This is a genomic window from Amycolatopsis nivea (assembly GCF_004522235.1).
Classification (GTDB): Bacteria; Actinomycetota; Actinomycetes; order Mycobacteriales; family Pseudonocardiaceae; genus Amycolatopsis; species Amycolatopsis nivea.
In genome coordinates this window covers 101,416-119,392 of record NZ_SDLT01000031.1, presented here as the reverse complement: position 1 = coordinate 119,392, position 17,977 = coordinate 101,416, and the positions used below count along the sequence as shown (strand labels likewise).

Annotated in this window: 19 protein-coding genes and 1 pseudogene; 17 read left to right on the top strand and 3 right to left on the bottom strand. The window is 67.4% G+C overall.

Features of this window, described 5'->3' with window-relative positions:
* Window positions 1-886 precede the first annotated feature (886 nt).
* Window positions 887-1,471: a dihydrofolate reductase family protein gene (locus EIZ44_RS30785; RefSeq protein ID WP_134732733.1), complete on the bottom strand. Its 585-nt coding sequence runs from the start codon at window positions 1,469-1,471 to the stop codon at window positions 887-889.
* A gap of 71 nt (window positions 1,472-1,542) precedes the next feature.
* Between EIZ44_RS30785 and EIZ44_RS30780 the strand changes: the two genes are divergently transcribed.
* From EIZ44_RS30780 to EIZ44_RS30720, 14 genes and pseudogenes are all read left to right on the top strand, one after another.
* Window positions 1,543-2,112 carry a TetR/AcrR family transcriptional regulator gene (locus tag EIZ44_RS30780; protein WP_043839390.1) on the top strand — a complete coding sequence of 190 codons (570 nt, stop codon included), beginning with the start codon at window positions 1,543-1,545 and terminating at the stop codon, window positions 2,110-2,112.
* A gap of 76 nt (window positions 2,113-2,188) precedes the next feature.
* Window positions 2,189-4,222 (top strand): iron uptake transporter permease EfeU, encoded by a 2,034-nt coding sequence (efeU, locus tag EIZ44_RS30775; protein WP_167754328.1) that lies wholly within the window; start codon window positions 2,189-2,191, stop codon window positions 4,220-4,222.
* A 19-nt stretch (window positions 4,223-4,241) separates the two neighbouring features.
* Window positions 4,242-5,474 carry an iron uptake transporter deferrochelatase/peroxidase subunit gene (gene efeB / locus EIZ44_RS30770; protein WP_167754327.1) on the top strand — a complete coding sequence of 411 codons (1,233 nt, stop codon included), beginning with the start codon at window positions 4,242-4,244 and terminating at the stop codon, window positions 5,472-5,474.
* A 42-nt stretch (window positions 5,475-5,516) separates the two neighbouring features.
* Window positions 5,517-5,921 carry a MerR family transcriptional regulator gene (locus EIZ44_RS30765; RefSeq protein WP_043839387.1) on the top strand — a complete coding sequence of 135 codons (405 nt, stop codon included), beginning with the start codon at window positions 5,517-5,519 and terminating at the stop codon, window positions 5,919-5,921.
* Window positions 5,922-6,151: 230 nt separating this feature from the next.
* Entirely contained in the window at window positions 6,152-6,673 is a 522-nt protein-coding gene (locus EIZ44_RS30760; protein WP_134732732.1) for a YlcI/YnfO family protein, read from the top strand.
* A gap of 78 nt (window positions 6,674-6,751) precedes the next feature.
* Complete coding sequence (locus tag EIZ44_RS30755; protein ID WP_037812081.1) at window positions 6,752-7,597, top strand: DUF4097 family beta strand repeat-containing protein; 846 nt, start codon at window positions 6,752-6,754, stop codon at window positions 7,595-7,597.
* A gap of 21 nt (window positions 7,598-7,618) precedes the next feature.
* Window positions 7,619-8,578, top strand: coding sequence for an ATP-binding cassette domain-containing protein (locus tag EIZ44_RS30750; protein WP_134663289.1), 960 nt, complete (start codon window positions 7,619-7,621; stop codon window positions 8,576-8,578).
* Window positions 8,575-9,390 carry an ABC transporter permease gene (locus EIZ44_RS30745; RefSeq protein WP_037812077.1) on the top strand — a complete coding sequence of 272 codons (816 nt, stop codon included), beginning with the start codon at window positions 8,575-8,577 and terminating at the stop codon, window positions 9,388-9,390. The genes EIZ44_RS30750 and EIZ44_RS30745 overlap by 4 nt, the downstream gene beginning before the upstream one ends.
* A 14-nt stretch (window positions 9,391-9,404) precedes the next feature.
* Complete coding sequence (locus tag EIZ44_RS30740; protein WP_134732731.1) at window positions 9,405-10,595, top strand: cytochrome P450; 1,191 nt, start codon at window positions 9,405-9,407, stop codon at window positions 10,593-10,595.
* A 188-nt stretch (window positions 10,596-10,783) separates the two neighbouring features.
* Complete coding sequence (locus tag EIZ44_RS30735) at window positions 10,784-11,563, top strand: AAC(3) family N-acetyltransferase (RefSeq protein ID WP_240691458.1); 780 nt, start codon at window positions 10,784-10,786, stop codon at window positions 11,561-11,563.
* 24 nt (window positions 11,564-11,587) lie between these two features.
* Window positions 11,588-12,655: pseudogene (locus tag EIZ44_RS30730) on the top strand (type III PLP-dependent enzyme); the annotation flags it as partial.
* 75 nt (window positions 12,656-12,730) lie between these two features.
* Entirely contained in the window at window positions 12,731-13,108 is a 378-nt protein-coding gene (speD, locus tag EIZ44_RS45710) for an adenosylmethionine decarboxylase (RefSeq protein ID WP_043839628.1), read from the top strand.
* Window positions 13,105-13,935, top strand: coding sequence for a spermidine synthase (locus EIZ44_RS30725; RefSeq protein WP_134732729.1), 831 nt, complete (start codon window positions 13,105-13,107; stop codon window positions 13,933-13,935). The genes speD and EIZ44_RS30725 overlap by 4 nt, the downstream gene beginning before the upstream one ends.
* Window positions 13,932-14,738 (top strand): nucleoside-diphosphate kinase, encoded by an 807-nt coding sequence (locus tag EIZ44_RS30720; RefSeq protein WP_167754326.1) that lies wholly within the window; start codon window positions 13,932-13,934, stop codon window positions 14,736-14,738. Before EIZ44_RS30725 ends, EIZ44_RS30720 begins: the two co-directional genes overlap by 4 nt.
* Here the strand turns inward: EIZ44_RS30720 and EIZ44_RS30715 are convergent, their stop codons facing one another.
* The gene (locus EIZ44_RS30715) at window positions 14,739-15,209 is read right to left on the bottom strand and encodes a MarR family winged helix-turn-helix transcriptional regulator (RefSeq protein ID WP_134732727.1); all 471 of its coding nucleotides are present in this window, start codon (window positions 15,207-15,209) and stop codon (window positions 14,739-14,741) included.
* A gap of 62 nt (window positions 15,210-15,271) precedes the next feature.
* Here EIZ44_RS30715 and EIZ44_RS30710 point away from each other — a divergent pair, with 62 nt between their 5' ends.
* From EIZ44_RS30710 to EIZ44_RS30705, 3 genes are all read left to right on the top strand, one after another.
* Entirely contained in the window at window positions 15,272-15,667 is a 396-nt protein-coding gene (locus tag EIZ44_RS30710; RefSeq protein ID WP_205673365.1) for a cupin domain-containing protein, read from the top strand.
* Between the two features lie 51 nt (window positions 15,668-15,718).
* On the top strand, window positions 15,719-15,844 hold the full coding sequence (locus tag EIZ44_RS45995; protein WP_255409804.1) for a hypothetical protein: 126 nt from the start codon (window positions 15,719-15,721) through the stop codon (window positions 15,842-15,844).
* 117 nt (window positions 15,845-15,961) lie between these two features.
* Entirely contained in the window at window positions 15,962-16,837 is an 876-nt protein-coding gene (locus EIZ44_RS30705) for a nuclease (RefSeq protein WP_134732725.1), read from the top strand.
* Here EIZ44_RS30705 and EIZ44_RS30700 read toward each other — a convergent pair.
* On the bottom strand, window positions 16,797-17,966 hold the full coding sequence (locus EIZ44_RS30700; RefSeq protein WP_134732724.1) for a GyrI-like domain-containing protein: 1,170 nt from the start codon (window positions 17,964-17,966) through the stop codon (window positions 16,797-16,799). The two genes, EIZ44_RS30705 and EIZ44_RS30700, sit on opposite strands and share 41 nt — an antisense overlap.
* Window positions 17,967-17,977: the final 11 nt, after the last annotated feature.

The following is a 17,977-nucleotide window of genomic DNA, read 5'->3' as shown; positions in this document are numbered from 1 at the left end:
GCCCCCTGATCTCGGATGTCCGTCAAAACGGGTCAGGCCCATGGATTTGGTCGCCGTGTTGGCCGGGGCAGAGTGAGGCGGGGCGTGGATCTGTTGGCTGGGGCGGAGTTGTGCAGCGCCTGAACCGGGCAGCGGTGTACGCCGGGGTGGAGTTGTGCGGCACTTGGAGCTGGTGGCAGTGTCGGCTGGGGCCGGAGTTATGCGGCACCGGGCAGCTGTGCCCGACGGGGTGACGTTGTGCGGTGCCTTGGCCGGGCCGCCTGCCAGGTGGGGCGGAGTTATGCGGCACTTGGGCCGGGCAGTTGTGCCCGGCGGGGTGGGGTGGTGCGGTGCCTGCGCCGGGCAGCCGTGTCAGGTGGGGCGGAGTTATGCGGCACTTGGGCCGGGCAGCCGTGTCAGGTGGGGCGGAGTTGTGCGGCACTTGGGCCGGGCAGTTGTGCCCGGCGGGGTGGGGTGGTGCGGTGCCTGCGCCGGGCAGCCGTGTCAGGTGGGGCGGAGTTATGCGGCACTTGGGCCGGGCAGCCGTGTCAGGTGGGGCGGAGTTGTGCGGCACTTGGGCCGGGCAGTTGTGCCCGGCGGGGTGGGGTGGTGCGGTGCCTGCGCCGGGCAGCCGTGTCAGGTGGGGCGGAGTTATGCGGCACTTACGCCGGGCAGCCGTGTCAGGTGGGGCGGAGTTGTGCAGCACTTGGACCGGGCCGCCGTGTCAGCTAGGGCGGAGTTATGCGGCGCTTGGCCCTGGTTGCCGTGTCGCCCGGGGCGGAGTGGTGCGGCACGGGGCCGGGGCAGCCGTGTCGGCTGGGGCGGAGATGCGCAGCACCCCGACTGGGCAGCCGTGTCAGCGAGCGCCCGCCTGTCCGAAGCACGCCCGAAATCGCGGCCCGTCCGTCTAGTTCCGTACGAGCCGGGTCGCCGTGACCCCGTTCGGGAAAGCCGTTCGTTCCGCCACTGAAAACACCGTCGGATCGAACCCGCCCTCCACCATTGGGATTCCCGCACCGGCCACCACCGGGTAGCTCTTCAGCACGATTTCGTCGATCTCCGGCAGCAGCGCCCCGGCCAGTTTGCCGCCGCCGCAGAGCCAGATGTCTTTTTCGGTTTCCTCCGTCTTCAGGTCTCTCACCAGGCCGACCGGATCGCCGGGGACGATGGTTACTGCTGGGTCGAGGTCTGGTTTCAGGGTGCTCGACACGACGTACTGGCGAAGGTGCGCATAGGGACTGGGGACGCTCGGATCGAGCTGATGCGTCGCGCGGCCCATTAGGACAGTGTCGAAACGGCGGTTCGGGGCACCTTCGACACCGGCAGCGGAGCGGAAGGCGGTCGGGATGGTTTCCGGGTACAGCGTGTTCATGAATCCCATGTAAGCGGCGGTCTGCTGGGCGTCGCCTTGCGGGAAGAAATCGAACTCGCCCGCGGGGCCGGCGATGCGGCCGTCGAGGGTGACTGCGATGTAGTACACGAGCTTTCGCATCTGGTAACTCCGTCTGTAGTACTATGCCTGAAGTGGTTTGAAACGTACTACTACAGCTGGAGTGGTGTCAAATGGTGCGGAGGAACGACCAGCGGCGGGCTGCGCTCGTCGACGCGGCGATCGAGGTGCTGGCGCGCGAGGGAGCGCGCGGGCTGACGTTCCGGGCGGTCGACGGGGAGGCTGGCGTGCCCGCGGGCACCGCGTCGAACTACTTCGCCAATCGTGACGAGCTTTTCACGCAGGCCGGGGCTCGGGTGTACGAGCGGCTGCAGCCGGAGGACGACTCGCTGCCGCCGGGGCTCGGGGACCGGGAGTCGTATGCCCAGCTGATGCGTGAGCTGGTCGGCCGGATCGCGGCGTTCCGCACCGGGTATCTGGCGTTGCTGGAGCTCCGCCTCGAAGCCACTCGGCGGCCGGAATTGCGGAGGGTGCTGACGGAGCGGGTCCGGGACGACGTCGAGGGGAACGTCGCGTACCACCTGGCGTCCGGGCTGCCCGGCGACGCCACCGCGGTCAAGCTGCTGATTCTCGCGCTGAACTGGCTGATCGTCGAACAGCTGACCTTGCCGGACGTTTTCTCCGAAGCGGAACGGGAACACTTGATCACCGAGGCGGTCGAACGGATCATCGGCCCCGAATAAGGACTATCCGGGAGAAAAAGAACCGTTTCCCGGCCCGCTCTCGACCGCTAATTTAGGTTTGCCTATCGTAATCTGCGTGCAGTGGGCAGACGCGGTTCCGAACCTGATGATCGGCTTGCGCGAAGGGCTGGAAGCGGGCCTCGTGGTGAGCATCCTGCTGGCCGCGCTGCGCAAGATCCGGCGGCCGGAAGAGGGCACAGCGGGGCCGGTTTCGGCCGCTCCGGTGTGGCTGGGCGTGCTGGGCGCGGTGACCGTAGCGGGCAGTTTCGCCACAATTCTCACCTTTTCCACCGATGTCCTTTCTTCGCGCGCGCAGCAGATCGTCGGCGGCTCGTTGAGCGTGCTCGCGGTATTCCTCGTCACCGGCATGGTGTTTTGGATGCGGCGTACCGCGATGGGGCTTTCCGCGCAATTGCGCGGCGAAGTCGAACGCGCGGTGGCGATCGGCGCGGGCGCGCTTACCCTCACCGCGTTCCTGGCGGTCGGCCGCGAGGGCCTGGAGACCACGCTGTTCCTCTGGACGGCGGTGAAAGCGTCCGGCACCACGGTCGCGCCGCTGACCGGAGCGGCGCTCGGGCTCGGTCTCGCGATCCTGCTGTGCTGGCTGCTCTACCGCCGCGCGGTAAAGCTCAACCTCGGCGTTTTCTTCAGCCGCACGGCATTCGTGCTGATCGTCATCGCGGCGGGCGTTCTGTCCTATGGCCTCGGCGACCTCGAGGACGGGGGCGTGCTGCCCGGCCAGAGCTGGGTCGCCTTCGACCTCACCGGCACGTTCGACCCGAACTCGTGGTGGGTTTCGCTGATCAGCGGCGTTACCGAGTTGACGCCCCGGATGACCGTCCTGCAGGTGACGGCCTGGCTCGGTTACCTCGCCGTCGTGCTCCCGCTGTTCGTCAAGGCCGGTCGGCAGCCCCTCGAGCGCAAGCCGGAAAGCGAACCTGCGCCGGCGGGGAAGTGGGAACGGCTGGCGGGCAAGCACACCGCGATCGTCGCGGGCGCGCTGGTGCTGGCACCGGTCGCGGTGGCCGCGTTGGTGATCGCCGTACTTCCCCAAGCCGCAACGGGTTCCACGATCTCCGTATCCGAGCACGATTGCGCGCCGGAGTGGAAGTCCGCGCAGGCCGGTACGCAAAGCATCACGGTGACCAACAAAACCGCGAAGGCAGGCGAGATCCGGCTCGACGACAGCAGCGGCGGAATCGTCGCGGAGATCGAGACGATCGGCCCGGCCACGAGTGCCACGATGTCCGCGACGCTGGCCGACGGTTCCTACACCTTCCACTGCCTGATGTCCGGGCAGGCGACCACCGCGTCGGCTCCGGTGCAGGTCAGCGGTGGGGCGGCGAACGACGGTCCGGCTCCGGTCAAGCCGGTCACCACTGAAGATCTCACCGGCCCGAATCAGAAATATCTCGCTTACGCAGCCCAGCAACTCGGCACGGTGTCGATCGCGGTGGGCACGGTCCGCGCGGATCTGGCCGCGAACAACACCGAAGCGGCGAAGAAGGATTGGCTGACCGCGCAGCTCGCGTGGGAGCGAGTCGGCGCGTCCTACAACAGCTTCGGCGACGCGGGTACCGCGGTCGACGGCCTGCCCAACGGGTTGCCCGCCAACGCAGCTGATCCCGGCTTCACCGGGTTGCACCGCTTGGAGTACGGCTTGTGGCACGGTCAGGCTCCGGCGTCCCTGGTCCCGGTCGCCGACCAGCTCACCCAGGACCTCACGGCCCTGCGCGGAAAACTCGCCACTGACGACGTCGCGGGCGATCCCACGAAGCTGCCGATCCGAGCGCATGAAATCCTCGAAGACGCGATCCGCGATCATCTGTCCGGAATGGACGATCAAGGCAGCGGAACCGCTTACCCCGCAACGGATGCCGACGTCGACGTCACCCGAACGGTGCTGGTCGAGCTGACCCCGCTGCTCAACGAGCGCGCTCCCAATCTGGTCCAGACAGCGGAAAAGCAGCTCACCACGTTGCACGAGGCGCTGGTCAACCACGCGCCCACCACTCTCGCCCAGCGGCAGGCGGTGAACGGCGCGGCCGGAGCTGTCGTCGAAACGCTGTCCGCGGTGCCCACTCTGCTCGAAGTTCCCCCGAGCCACTGATCGGCTGGTGAATCCCGAAGTGACGAACGTCAATCGCCGCAACTTCCTGAAAGGCGCGGCCGCCGGAGCGGCAGGCACCGCGCTCACCGGAGGCGTGCTGATCGGCGGCGCACAGGCAGACGAACGCTCCGCCGGCGCCGCGCCGACCCCGGCGACGGAGTATCCGTTCCACGGCGCCAACCAGTCCGGTGTGCTCACCCCGGCTCCGGCCGAAAAGCAGGCTTCCGCCGCCTTCGTGGCATTCGACCTGCTCAGCGGCTCGAAGACGGACCTGATCGCGCTCCTGCGCACGCTCACCGACCGCGCCCGGTTCCTCACCACCGGCGGTACGCCGCCGAATCTGGGCGTCGGACGGCCGCCGTCGGACAGCGAGGTGCTCGGCCCGTCCGTCGTCGCCGACGGTCTCACCGTCACGGTTTCCTTCGGCTCGAGCCTCTTCGACCGCGTCGGTCTCGCTGTGCGGAAACCGAAAAAGCTGACCCCGATGAAGATCTTCCCGGACGACGCGCCGGAAGCCGCCTGGATGCACGGGGACCTGCTGATCCAGTTGTGCGCCAACAATCCGGACACGGTGCACCACGCGCTGCGCGACCTCACCCGGCACACGCGCGGCGCGATGCAGTTGCGGTGGAAGATGCACGGCTACAACCCGCCGCCGCGGCCGTCCGGCGCGGGCCGGAACCTGCTGGGGTTCAAGGACGGTACGGCGAATCCGGTCGGCGGCGAGGCGAGCGGGCTGGTGTGGGTCGGCGATCCGGCCGAACCCGCGTGGGCGCGCGGCGGCAGCTACCAGGTGGTGCGGCTGATCCGGATGCTGGTCGAGTTCTGGGACCGGGTGTCGATCAACGAACAGGAGAAGATGTTCGGCCGCCGCCGCGATTCGGGCGCGCCGCTGGACGGCAACGCCGAGACCGACAACCCGGACTACGCCGCCGACCCGAAGGGCGCGGTGATCCCGTTGACCTCGCACATCCGCATGGCCAACCCGCGCACGCCCGCCACCGACAACCAGCGCCTGGTCCGCCGTTCCTACAACTACGACCTCGGCGTGGACGCGAACGGGGAACTCCAGGCCGGGCACGTGTTCGTCTGCTACCAGCAGGACGTGCGGCGGCAGTTCGAGACGGTGCAGCAGCGGCTGGCCGGCGAACCGCTGGTGGACTACGTCCAGCCGTTCGGCGGCGGCTATTTCTTCACGCTGCCCGGCGTCCGCGACCAGGCCGACTGGTACGCTAGCGGGCTATTTGGTTAGGCTAACCTTGCTTCGAGTGGTCGAGGTGCGGTGCAATGAGGTATGGACCTGTACTCGATCGGCGAGGTGTCGGCGCGCTTCGACGTGCCGGTGTCGACGCTGCACTACTGGGAGAGCTGCGGCCTGATCGAGCCGCGCCGCCGCTCCGGCTGGCGGTTCTACGACCGGGACCAGCTCTACCGGATCGCGCTGATCCGCACCTGGCGCGAAACCGGCCTGCTGAGCCTCGACGACATCGCGGCGCTGCTCGGGGTCCACGGCCAGTCCGGCGACTGGCGGAGCACGGTCACCGCCCGGATCGAGTCGATCCAGGCGCAGGTGACGCGGCTGCTCGACGCGCAGGCTTATCTGCACCACCTCATGACGTGTCGGCACGACGGTCCTCTGGACGAGTGCCCTGGGTTCCGGGCCGGGGTGGAGCTGCCGGTGGCCAAGGCGGCCAAGTAGCCGAGCCTGGCCAGGTCGCGTCGTTCCGGTGAAGTGCGTGAGGGGAACCCTCAGGGAATCAGAGTCAATGAGGGTTCCCCTCACGTACGTTCGCCCGGCGTGGAGCGGCACGGGGTTGCTCGAGATGGCACCAGGTTTGAGCTGCTGGTTTGCTGATTTCGGTGCCATGGTGATGCCAAACTGAGCCATGGTGGCTTGTGGTGGTGCCAAGCGTGTGCCATAGTGGTGCCATGGACTTGACCACGTACGTAAGCAACCTCGGGCGGGAATTCGCGACGCTGGCCGAGGCCGGCGGCGAAGAGGGACGCGCGCTGGTCGAGCGGCTGACCGGATCGCTCGAATCGGCGATCCGGATGACCCTCCTGGACACCCTGTCCGGCGCCGTCGACGAGATCACCCGGGACCTCGCGCCCGGCTCGGTCGAACTGCGCCTGCGCGGCCGCGACCCGAACTTCGTCGTGACCGCGCCGCCCGCCGAACCCGCTCCGGCTCCGGCGCCCGCGGCGGAACCGGCTCCGGAGGCCGAACCGCTGTTCTCCGAGGACGGTCCGTCCGCGCGGATCAACGTGCGGCTGCCCGAACAGCTCAAGGCCGCGGTCGAGGAGGCCGCCGCCAAGGAAGGCCGTTCGGTCAACGCCTGGCTCGTCCGGGCGGCCACCGTGGCGCTGCAGCAGCGGCCCGAACGCGAGCAGCGGTTCGAGCCGCCCGGCGGCACGTTTTCCAAGCAGAGCTTCACCGGCTGGGTCCGGTAGCTCTCTCTTCTTCGCGCACTCCTTCACCCGTCTCTGACCTGCGGAGACGGCACACCTATCCGAAATGTGGGGACAACCATGCCTAAATTCGACACGCCCGACCCGATTTCCGTCACCCTCGACCTGGGCGTCGGCCAGGTCCGGTTCGCCGCGAGCGACCGTGCCGACACGGTCGTCGAGGTCCGGCCGACCGACGAGGCGGACTCGTCCGACGTGAAGACCGCGAAGCAGGTCCGCGTCGACTACAGCAACGGCACGCTGCACATCACCGGCCCGAAGATGCGGGCGTTCGACTTCTCCCGCAAGACCCGCTCGGTCGACGTGACGGTCGAACTGCCCACCGGCTCGCGGGTCACCGCCGAGGTGCAGGCGGGTGCGTTCCAGGGCACCGGGCAGCTCGGGCAGTCGCGGTTCAAGACCGCGGCCGGGAACGTCAGCCTCGACCGCACCGGTCCGCTGCGCGTCGACACCTCGGTCGGGCACGTGACGGTCGAGGGGGTCGCGGGCGACGCCGAGGTTTCCACGTCGTCCGGGAAGGTCCGGCTCGGGCAGATCGACGGGACCGTGGCGGTCAAGAACTCCAACGGCGAAACCACGATCGAGTCCGCCGGCGCCGAGGTCCGGGTGCGTGCGGCCAACGGCGATATCACCGTCGAGCACGCCGGTTCCGGGGTCGACGCGAAGACGTCCAACGGGGCGATCCGGCTCGGCGAGGTCGTTCGCGGTTCGGTCCTGCTCGAGAGCGCGATCGGCGACCTGCGGATCGGCATCGCCGAAGGCACCGCGGCCTGGCTCGACGTGAAGACCAACTTCGGCCACGTCCGCAACCAGCTGGAGACGTCGGCCGGCGCGGGCGAGTCCAAGGAGACCGTCGAGGTCCGCGGGCACACGGCGTTCGGCGAGATCGTCATCCACCGCTCCTGACTCACATCTGAGGGGAAACCTATGTCCAGCAACCATTCCCGGCCCGCGATCGCCGCGACCGGACTCCGCAAATCCTTCGGCGACCACGTCGTGCTCGACGGCATCGACCTCACCGTCGCCCGCGGCACGGTCTTCTCGCTGCTCGGCGCGAACGGCGCGGGCAAGACCACCACGGTGAAGATTCTGTCCACTTTGATCAATGCCGACGCCGGTGCGGCGCAGGTCGCCGGGTACGACCTCGTCGCGGAAGCGGACGGGGTGCGGGCTTCGATCGGGGTCACCGGGCAGTTCTCCGCCGTCGACAATCTGCTGACCGGCGAGGAAAACCTGCTGCTGATGGCGGATCTGCACCACCTCGACCGGACCGCCCGGCGGCAGCGCACGGCGGAGCTGCTCGAACAGTTCGATCTCGTCGAAGCGGCGAAGAAGCCGGTGTCGACGTACTCCGGCGGCATGCGGCGCCGGCTCGACCTGGCGCTGACGCTGGTCGGCAGCCCGCAGGTGATCTTCCTCGACGAGCCGACCACCGGCCTCGACCCGCGCAGCCGCCGGGCGATGTGGGAGATCGTGCGCAAACTGGTGGCCGACGGGGTCACGATTTTCCTTACCACGCAATACCTCGAAGAGGCCGACGAACTGGCGGACCGGATCGCGGTGCTCGACCACGGGCGGATTGTCGCTGAGGGTACGGCGGAAGAGTTGAAGCGCCAGATCCCCGGCGGCCACGTCCAATTGCGCTTCGAGGAAGAGGCAGACCTCGCGGAGGCGCAGCGTGCGCTGAGCGAGGCGTCGCGGCAGAACGACGCGCTGGTGCTGCGCGCGCCCAGCGACGGCAGCTTGCAGTCGCTCAAAGCGTTGATCGACCGGCTCGACGCTTTGGCGGTGAAGGTCGGCGAACTGTCCGTGCACACCCCTGATCTCGACGACGTTTTCCTTGCCCTGACTGGCAATCCCACTGACGAAAAGGTGACTTCCCGATGACTGCTCCCGTTCTCGCCGGCCCGGATCTGCGGTTCCACCCGGTGCGCGATTCGCTGACCATGCTGCGCCGGAATCTCAAGCACATGCTCCGGTATCCGTCGCTGACGATCATGCTGGTCGGCATGCCGGTCGTGTTCCTGCTGCTGTTCGTCTACGTTTTCGGCGGCACTCTAGGCGCGGGGTTAGGCGGCGCGGGCGGAGGCAGAGCCGAGTACGCCAACTTCGTCGCGCCGACGATTCTGCTGATGACCATTACCGCCACCGTGCAGGGAACGGCGATTTCGGTGGCGATGGACCTGACCGAGGGGGTCATCGCCCGGTTCCGGACCATGCACATCGCGCGGGTTTCGGTGCTGACTGGGCATGTGCTCGGCAGTGTGCTGCAAGCGTTGTTCGGGCTCGTGGTCGTCACCGGGGTCGCCTTGCTGGTCGGGTTCCGGCCCGCCGCCGGGGTCGGTTCGTGGTTCGCGGCGGTCGGATTCCTGGTGGTGGTGGCGCTCGCGCTGGTGTGGCTGTGTGTCGCGCTCGGACAGGTGAGCAAGAGCGTCGAATCGGCGAGCAACACGCCGATGCCGTTGCTGCTCCTGCCTTTCCTCGGCAGCGGGTTCGTGCCGACCGACTCGATGCCGGGTGCGCTGCGGTGGTTTGCCGAGTACCAGCCGTTCACGCCGATCATCGAGACCCTGCGTGCGCTGCTGCTCGACAAGCCGCTGGGCAACCACCTGTGGTTCGCGCTCGGCTGGTGCGCCGTGATGGGCGTCGGCGGCTATCTCTGGTCCAAGAAGCTTTTCAATCGCGAATACGCACACTGAAGGGGGCATGGGGGATGACTGGCGAAGAGATCGTGCAAGGGGTTCCGATGGGGCGGGCGCGGGGATGCCCGTTCGATCCTCCGCCGTCGCTGACCGCGGTGCGGGACCGGGCTCCGCTGACGCGGATGGCGTTCCCGGACGGGCACGTCGGCTGGCTGGCCACCGGGCACGCGGAGGTCCGGGCGATCCTGGCGGACCAGCGGTTCAGCAGTCGGTACGAATTGTGGCACTACCCGTTTCCCGGGATGGAGCAGTTCCCGGAATTGCCACCGGCTCCGGTGGGGGATATGACGGGACTCGACGCGCCGGAGCACACGCGGTTCCGGAAACTGCTGACGGGCAAGTTCACGGTGCGGCGGATGCGGTTGCTCAGCGACCGGGTGGCCGAGGTCGCCGACGAGTATCTGGACGCGATGGAGAAGGCCGGGCCGGGGGTCGATCTGCTCGAAGCTTACGCGTATCCGGTTCCCGCGGTGATGATTTGCGAACTGCTCGGGGTGCCTTATTCGGATCGGGCTTCGTTTCTGGGGTATGCCGCGGCGATCAGTGATGTCGATCTTTCCGAAGCGGAGAGGATGACTGCTTATGGACAGCTGCAGGAGTATGTGGCTTCGCTGGTACCGGCTAAGCGGGCCGCGCCCACGGACGATCTGTTCAGCGACCTGACCGGCAGTGACCTGACCGACGAGGAATTGGCGGGGCTGGGGACGTTCCTGCTGGCGGCTGGGCTGGACACCACGGCGAACATGCTGGCGTTGGGGACTTATGCGTTGCTTCGCCATCCGGAGCAGTGGGCGGCGGTGCGGGATGAGCCGGAGGCTGCTGGCGGGGCGGTTGAGGAGCTGATGCGGTATCTGTCCATCGCGCATACCGGGGTGCGGGCGGCGCTGGAGGATGTCGCGGTCGGCGGGCAGGTTATCCGGGCTGGGGAGTCGGTGGTGCTGTCGGTGCAGGCGGCTAATCGGGATCCGCTGAAGTTCGAGCGGCCGGATGAGCTCGATGTGCGGCGGGGTGCGGTGGGGCATGTCGGGTTCGGGCATGGGATTCATCAGTGTTTGGGGCAGCAGTTGGCTCGCGTGGAGATGACGGTGGCGTTGCCTGCGTTGGTGCGGCGGTTTCCTGAGCTGCGAGTGGCGGGGGAGGTTGTTTTGCGGCCTGAGTTGCAGAATATTTACGGGGTTTCCCGGATTCCTGTTGCTTGGTGAGTCTGGGTTGCGTTGGCTCCCTCGCTTTTGATTGTTTAGCACTGGCTCGGCGCTATCAAGGGCGCCTTCGGCGTCGCTGCGCGATGACCGCTGGCACGGCCACCCTTGACAGCGCCGAGCCAGTGCTAACTGCGGCGGGGGCGAGGGGATGGGGGTGGAGTGGTCGTCTTGGTGAGTTATGGGGGTTGGTGGCTGTTGTGATTGTGGTTGACGCGGATATGGTGTGTGCGGGGGTTCGGGAGTTGGGGGTTTCGTTTGGCGGGGTGGTGATGGTGCATTCGTCGTTGTCTGCGTTGGGGGAGGTGGACGGCGGGGCGGATGCGGTGGTGCGAGGGGTGTTGCGGGCGGTGGGGCCCGAGGGGACGGTGGTGGTGCCTGCGTTTACACCGCAGGTGGCGGATCCGTTTCCGGAGTATGTGGGGGCGGGGGACGTCGAGGTAGACGAGGCGCGGGGGAGGGTGCCGCTGTTTCATGAGGGACTGGCGACGCCGATGGGGGCGATTCCCAACGCGGTGCTGGGGTGGGAGGGGAGCTGTCGCAGCCGGCATCCGCAGGCGTCGGTAGCGGCGGTGGGGGCGCGGGCAGCGGAGGTTGCTGGTCGGCAACCGTTGGCGTATGCGGTGGGGCGGGGGTCGCCGTTCGAGTGGTTGTACCGGGAGCGGGCGCGGATCTTGTTGCTCGGGGTCGGGCATGACCGGAACTCGTTCTTGCACTACGCCGAATCGCTGGTCCCGCATCATCGGCGGAAGGTTCGGCGGTTTCCGTACCTGGTGGACGGGGAGCGGGTGTGGGTGCGGACCGACGACGTCGGGGACGACAACGGGCGGTTCTTTCCTCAGGTCGGGGCGGCATTCGAGGCGACGGGCGGCGTCCGGCGGGGGAAGATCGGGAGCGCGGAGTGTCAAGTAATGGACTGTGTACCGTTCGTAGGGTTCGCGCGGCGCAGGCTCGCGGAGCTGCTTCGGTGAAGCCGGCACCTATACTCGGGCGTTGTGACTGAAGGGTTCTCGCAGGTGCTGGAGCGTTGCCGGGCGTTCCTGGAGGAGCGGCAGCCGTCGACGCCGTGTCTGGTCGTGGACCTTGACGTGGTGCGCGGGAACTGCGAGCGGCTTGGGCGGGTGCTGCCGGAAGCGCGGATGTATTACGCGGTCAAGGCTAATCCGGCGCCGGAGGTCGTGCGGGTTCTTCGGCAAGCGGGCGCTGGGTTCGATGTCGCGGGGCGCGAGGAGATCGAGTTGTGTCTCGCGCAAGGGGTGCGGCCCGAGTTGCTGTCCTATGGCAACACGGTGAAGAAGGCTCGGGACATCGAGTTCGCCCATCGCGTGGGGGTGGGGCGGTTTACCTTCGACAGCCTCGAGGACCTCGAGAAGATCGCGGAGTTCGCGCCCGGAGCGACGGTCTCGTGCCGGATTCTGGTGGACAGTCCTGGATCGCAGACGCCGTTCGGGCGCAAGTTCGGCTGTGCTCCCGAGATGGCGGTCGACCTGCTGGTTCGGGCGGCGGGGCTGGGGCTGGATCCGGAGGGGGTCGCGTTTCACGTTGGGTCGCAGCATGTCGATCCGCGGGCTTGGGAAGTCGGGATCGCTGCCGCGGGCGAGGCGACTCGTGCGGTTGCGGAGCGCGGGGTTTCCTTGCGGGGCTTGAATATCGGCGGTGGGTTTCCCGTTGGGTATTTGACTGAGCCGCCTCCGTTGACGGAGTACGCGGCGGTTATTCGCGATGCGGTGGGGCGGCATTTCGCGGTGGCGCCTGAGTTGTCGTTCGAGCCGGGGCGTGCGGTGGTGGCGTCGGCTGGGGTGATTCGCAGCGAGGTCGTGCTGGTGTCGCGCAAGTCCGCGGCGGATGAGAAGCGTTGGGTGTACCTCGACATCGGCCGGTACGGCGGGCTCGCCGAGACAGAGAACGAGGCGATCGCGTACCGGTTGGTCACCGCGCATGACGGCGGTCCGGATGGGCCTGTCGTGGTTGCGGGGCCGACGTGCGACGGGGACGACGTGCTTTATCAGCGCACGCCGTATCGGTTGCCGTTGGCGTTGCGGGCTGGGGATTACGTCGATATTCCGGACGCTGGAGCGTACACGCAAAGCTATTCTTCGGTGTCGTTCAACGGGTTTCCGCCGCTGCGGTCGTACTTCATCGGCGGGGAGCCCGGCGGGGTCGGGGAATTCGCTGGACGGCATGTGCTGGCTGAGTTTTCCGGGGTGTCCGCGGAGCTGCTCGACGATCCGGCGTTTCTGTGCGAGAGCTTGGAACGAGTGCTGGACAAGGCCGGCGCGACGGTGTGCGAGCTGACGTACAAGCAGTTCGAACCGCACGGGGTGACGGCGATGGCGTTGCTGTCGGAGTCCCACGCTTCGATCCACACGTATCCGGAGCGCGGGTCGGCGTTCGTGGATGTGTTCACGTGCGGGCACAAGGCGGATCCGGAGCAGGCGGTTCAGTTGTTGCGGGACTTGCTCGGCGCGAGCGTTTCGCGGGTCACCACTATCCACAGAGGACAGGAAGACAGTTGAACATCGAGGAACCAGTCGGTGCGGGACTGACCCGGACGTGGCACGTCTCGGACGTGCTGGTCGACACGCGGACTGCTTACCAGCATCTGGTGATCGGCAAGACAGCGCAGGGGATTTCGCTGTTCTGCGACGACGAACGGCAGAGCACCGAGTTCAGTCAGCTGGTATATCACGAGGCGCTGCTGGTTCCGGCGTTGCTGTTGGCGTCCACTGTGGACCGGGTCTTGGTGGTCGGGTCCAGTGAAGGCGTGGTGTGCCAGATCGCGGCCGAGGCGGGGGCTTCGGTCGATCACGTGGACATCGATGCCGCGGCGGTTCGGCTGTGCGCGGAGCATCTTCCGTATGGATACACGTCGGCTGACCTGGCTCGGGCGGAGCGTGGCGAGGGGCCGGTTCGGGTGCATTACGTCGATGGGTGGGAGTACGTCCACACCTGTGCGGAGAAGTACGACGTGGTGCTGGTCGATCTGCCGGATGAGCAGGATGGCACCGATGCTCAGCACAATCGGTTGTACGGCAAGGAATTCCTGGAGCAGTGCCGCTCGTTGCTGACGCCTGGCGGGGTGGTGGCGTATCAGGGTGGGTGTCCGACGTTGTGGCGGAACGCGACCTTGGTGAAATGCTGGCGCCGGTTCGAGGAGGTCTTCCCGACGCCGGTGTACTTCGGGTCGCCGGAGCACGAATGGGCGTTTTTCTTCGGGACGGACGTGGAAGCGCCGCTGGAGACCATGGTGGCGCGGTTGGAGACGCTGCCGTACCGGCCGGTGTCGGTCGACGAGCTGACGTTGCGCGGGGCGACGGTTCCGCCGATCAGCCTTCGCTGGTGACGGATGTGTGGACGTTCGCGCTGATCACTCCGGACGGAGTGGTCAGTGACGCATTCGATTCTATTGTGGATCTGGTGCAGCGCAATGGCTTCGTCGTGGTGACGGGTCGGGTGCTTCAGCTGGATCTGCCGTCGATGATGCGGGTGTACCGGGCGTCGGAAGCGGTTGATCTGGAGAATGATCCGTTCGCGCGGCTTTACGGTTCGGGAGCGGCGTGTTTGCTCCTGCTGCATCGCGCCGAAGGGGACGCTTGCGCGACGTTGACGCGCTGCAAGGGCGCGACCCGGCCGGACGCCGCGGAGCCGGGGACAGTGCGGCACCTCGGGGAGAACGTCATCCTCAATCTCCTGCACTGCCCGGACGATCCAGCCAATGCGCTGCGCGAACTGTCCATTTTGGTCGGTCCGGAGACTGCTGAGCGGTACCGTGCGGAGGCGGTGTCCGGGATGCTGCGCGGGGCGGCGGCGGTGCGCGCCAGTCTTCCCGCGACCCACGGCTGGGAGGCGATTTCCTACCCCGCGGCGGTCAATCGCATCCGGCGGCGGATCGCGCAGCAGTTCGCGCCTGCCGATGCAGACCTCCAAGCCGCGCTGGACGACGAGCGTGACCAGATCGCTGAGTGCCGGGCCAGTGGTGAACGTCGGCGGGCAGCGGAGCGGGCGAATCCGTCGATCCAGCGGCGGCTCACCACTCTCGGCCTCGGAGAACTAGCCGGAGCGCCGCCGGATCAGGCCGTGCTTGCCGAGCGCGGCATCTTCGTTTCGCAGCTCGAGAGGCTGGTCATCGACACGCGCAACACGTGATCAATGCCCGGAGAACCACCCCGGCAGATCCAGCCTTGCCGATTCCGGCGAAGCGACCTTCCTCAGATCCTCTTCCATCGACCGCAACCGCCCGGCACCCAAAGTCTCAGCCCACTCAGCCCGCAGCTGGTCGAAGATCTGTGCGGACTTGGTCAGGCAGTCGAGACCCCGGTCGGTCAGGCGCACCAGCATGCGGCGGCCGTCCTCGGGGTCGCGTTCTCGGTGGACGTATCCGAGCCGTTCCAGGGTGTCGATCGTCTTGCCCGCGGCCTGCTTGGTGACCCCGAGCGTGCGGCCCAGTTCCACGGCGGTGGTCCCGGACGGGCCGATTGCCTGGAAGACGAAGCCGTGCATCGGGCGCAGGCCGGGGTGGCCCTGCTTCGCCAGTTCGGCGTGCAGGTCGTCGATCAGGCTGCGGAAGGCGAACAACAGGCGCAGCGGCAGCTCGTATCCGGGCGGATCGCTTGACATAGGTAGACAACCTCGTTGACTATATGGACAACCTGATTGTCTATCTTAACGGGGAGAGCAGCATGACAGTGATCCGGGACAGCCGTCGGACCGAGACGCCCAACGCGGTGATGACGACGTTGGCTTCGCCGACGCAGGGCGGCAGCCAGCAGGCGGTCTGGAGAGTCGAGATGGTGCCCGGCGCGGTCGGGCCGGTGCACGCGTTCGACACCGAGCAGGTGTGGACGATCCTCGGCGGCTCGGCGGAGATCACCGTGGGCGGTGTCGTTGAAGCCGTGAAGGAGGGGGAGACGGTGGTGCTGCCCGCGGACGCGGAGCGGCAGGTGCGGGCGGACGCGCGGAGCGGCATGGTGGCGATCGCGTGTGCGCCGGGGAGTACTCGGGTGTATCGGACGGGTGTGGTGCCGGCCTGTGCGACGGCGGACGGGGACAAGATTCTTCCGGACTGGGTCGCCTGAGCTGTGGCGGGCGTCACGGAATGTTCGGCGATCTTGGGCGCTACAACGGATATGTCTGCTCCCACTACGCCAGAAGAGTCCGCCGCGGTCGTTCCCGTTCTGGACGACTTCGATTTCCCGCTCGTCGACGGCGCCGCCTGCCGGATCGACGACCCGGACTGCGAAGCCTGCCAGTAACACCGCACGCACGGAGGAATCCGCTGCGTGACAAGTGGTAACAACACGAGTGACCGGTCGGTGACGGCTCGGGAAACACGGTAACTGCCGGCCCTTCCGGCAGTTACCGTCATTCTCGTGCCGTTGACATTGATCAAAGGTCAGTTCCGGGTCGTCGGGGCCTCCCCGGACGGGGATTCGGTCCGGTTCTATCCCGACCGCGCCGACGCGTTTTCCGCCGCCAACCTCAAGGTGCGGACCAATTCCCGCGGCGGGGTGCAGTTGCGCCTCGACGGGATCGACGCGCTCGAAACGCATTACCGCCCGAGGGTTGCCGGGGCCGAGTTGTGGCGCCAGCCCAAGGAACTGGCGGACGCCGCCGGGGCGGAACTGTTGCGGTACCTCGGTTTCACGAAGATCGAGCGCGACGAAGGCGGCCGCGTTTCCACCAGTACGCCGGGGGAGACGAGCGGGCACATCCTGACCCGGTTCGCCGACAAGTACGGCCGCGCGGTCGCGTTCGCGTTCCCCGGACAGCGCGCGGGGCGTTCCACCGACGGCGGGAGCGTGCACCTCGATCCGAAAGCGCTGAAGGCGTCGGCGAATTTCCGTCTTCTCGAAACCGGGCTGGCGTATCCGACGTTCTACTCCAAGCTTTACCCGGACCTCCGGCAGGCGATGTCCGACGCGGCGGTCGCGGCGCGCGGCGCGGGCAAAGGCGTGTGGGAGCACGACGTCACCACCAAGGGGTTCCGGCTGAGCAGTCGCGCCCAATTGCGTGACGACGTGGTGCTTTTGCCGAAACTGTTCCGCCGTTTGGTCGATTACCTGAGCCTCGACGAAACCGGCGGCGTCTCGCTCGCCGGGTTCGCGGATTACATCGACACCCGCAACGACCGGCTTTTCACCATCCCGGACGGGCACGCGACGGAACTCCACACGCTCCTCTCCGTCCGGCGGCAGACGCTGAAGCTCACGACTCCGCCGGAGCAGATCGTGTTCGAAGAGGCTTGACCGGCTGTCGCAGCACGGTCTTCAGCTTCTCGGGCGCGGTGCGGCGCGGGTCGCTCAGGTAGACCTCGTGGTGGTCGCCGTTGAAGGTCAGCTCGTGCGCGGGCAGGTATTCGTCGTGGAGCCGGTGCAGCGTGGGCGTTTCGTCGTCGTACGAGCCGAGGTGCAGGATCTGGACGCTCGTGCCTTCGGTCAGCGTGCGTAGCCGAACGCCGGCGAGCGCGGGGTTGTCCTTCTTCTTTGCGACGCTTTCGGCGGCTTCCCGGACCATCTCCTCGGTGACCCAGTCCGGCTGATTGATCATCATCGTCCAGTCCCACTTCGCTTTTTCCCGAGTGAGGAAGACGGTGGGGTCGTCGGCGCGCCACAGCCCTTCGAGCGGTCCGACGACGAAGTCCCGGCCGAGGGTTTTCTTGCTGGCGAACTTCACCGAGTACGAGATTCCGTACAGCGCTTCGACGGCGTTCGTGTACTCCGGCGCGGTGTTCGGGTCGCCGTGGCCGTCGACGGCGAGGTACTGCAGCGCGGGGACGTCGACGAGGGTGAAGTCCTTCGACGGCGGCGCATACAGCGTGCGGTGGGCCTTCTTGACGTCGTACTTCTCCATCGCGGTCTCCTTGGCAAGGACGCTCTCGGTCCAGGTGAGGTCGGCCGTGAGCATCGCTTCGCTGTAGTCGAAGATCGCCGCCGCGGCGTCGGGCAGGGGTTCTTGACGGGCGCGAGTTGCTCGGACTTCGGCGAGTTGTTCGCGTATCGCGGCGAGCCGGGTGGTCAGTCCGGAACGCACTTCCGCGTCCGGCAGGCCCGGGCTGTTGGCCATCGCGATGAGGACGCGCGCGTGGACCGGCGTGAGGGTGGTGAGCGCTTCGCGGGTGGCGTCCGCACAGAGTTCGACCCCGGACGGCGTGGCTTGGAAGGTCGCCCGCGATTTCCCAGAGCGCGGGCCGCCGGTGGCTTCGATCAGGCCGCGTTTGGCCAGCTTGTCGAGGACGTAATAGATCGAGGAGAAGCCGAGCGCGGTCCAGGCGCGGATGCCGCGGTCCTCGATCACCCGCTCCAGTTCGTAGCCGTGCCGGGGTTGTTCGACGAGCAGGCCGAGGACGGTCAGTTCGGCGTCGGTGAGGGCGGGCACGACCGCTATTC

Bases quoted from the DNA above. Each gene is read 5' to 3' on its own strand.
- EIZ44_RS30715 (WP_134732727.1), bottom strand. From the start codon at position 15,209: ATGTCAAGCGATCCGCCCGGATACGAGCTGCCGCTGCGCCTGTTGTTC.
- EIZ44_RS30785 (WP_134732733.1), bottom strand. From the start codon at position 1,471: ATGCGAAAGCTCGTGTACTACATCGCAGTCACCCTCGACGGCCGCATC.
- EIZ44_RS30780 (WP_043839390.1), top strand. From the start codon at position 1,543: ATGGTGCGGAGGAACGACCAGCGGCGGGCTGCGCTCGTCGACGCGGCG.
- EIZ44_RS30755 (WP_037812081.1), top strand. From the start codon at position 6,752: ATGCCTAAATTCGACACGCCCGACCCGATTTCCGTCACCCTCGACCTG.
- EIZ44_RS30750 (WP_134663289.1), top strand. From the start codon at position 7,619: ATGTCCAGCAACCATTCCCGGCCCGCGATCGCCGCGACCGGACTCCGC.
- EIZ44_RS30710 (WP_205673365.1), top strand. From the start codon at position 15,272: ATGACAGTGATCCGGGACAGCCGTCGGACCGAGACGCCCAACGCGGTG.
- EIZ44_RS30760 (WP_134732732.1), top strand. From the start codon at position 6,152: ATGGACTTGACCACGTACGTAAGCAACCTCGGGCGGGAATTCGCGACG.
- EIZ44_RS30740 (WP_134732731.1), top strand. From the start codon at position 9,405: ATGACTGGCGAAGAGATCGTGCAAGGGGTTCCGATGGGGCGGGCGCGG.
- EIZ44_RS45995 (WP_255409804.1), top strand. From the start codon at position 15,719: ATGTCTGCTCCCACTACGCCAGAAGAGTCCGCCGCGGTCGTTCCCGTT.
- EIZ44_RS30745 (WP_037812077.1), top strand. From the start codon at position 8,575: ATGACTGCTCCCGTTCTCGCCGGCCCGGATCTGCGGTTCCACCCGGTG.
- EIZ44_RS30765 (WP_043839387.1), top strand. From the start codon at position 5,517: ATGGACCTGTACTCGATCGGCGAGGTGTCGGCGCGCTTCGACGTGCCG.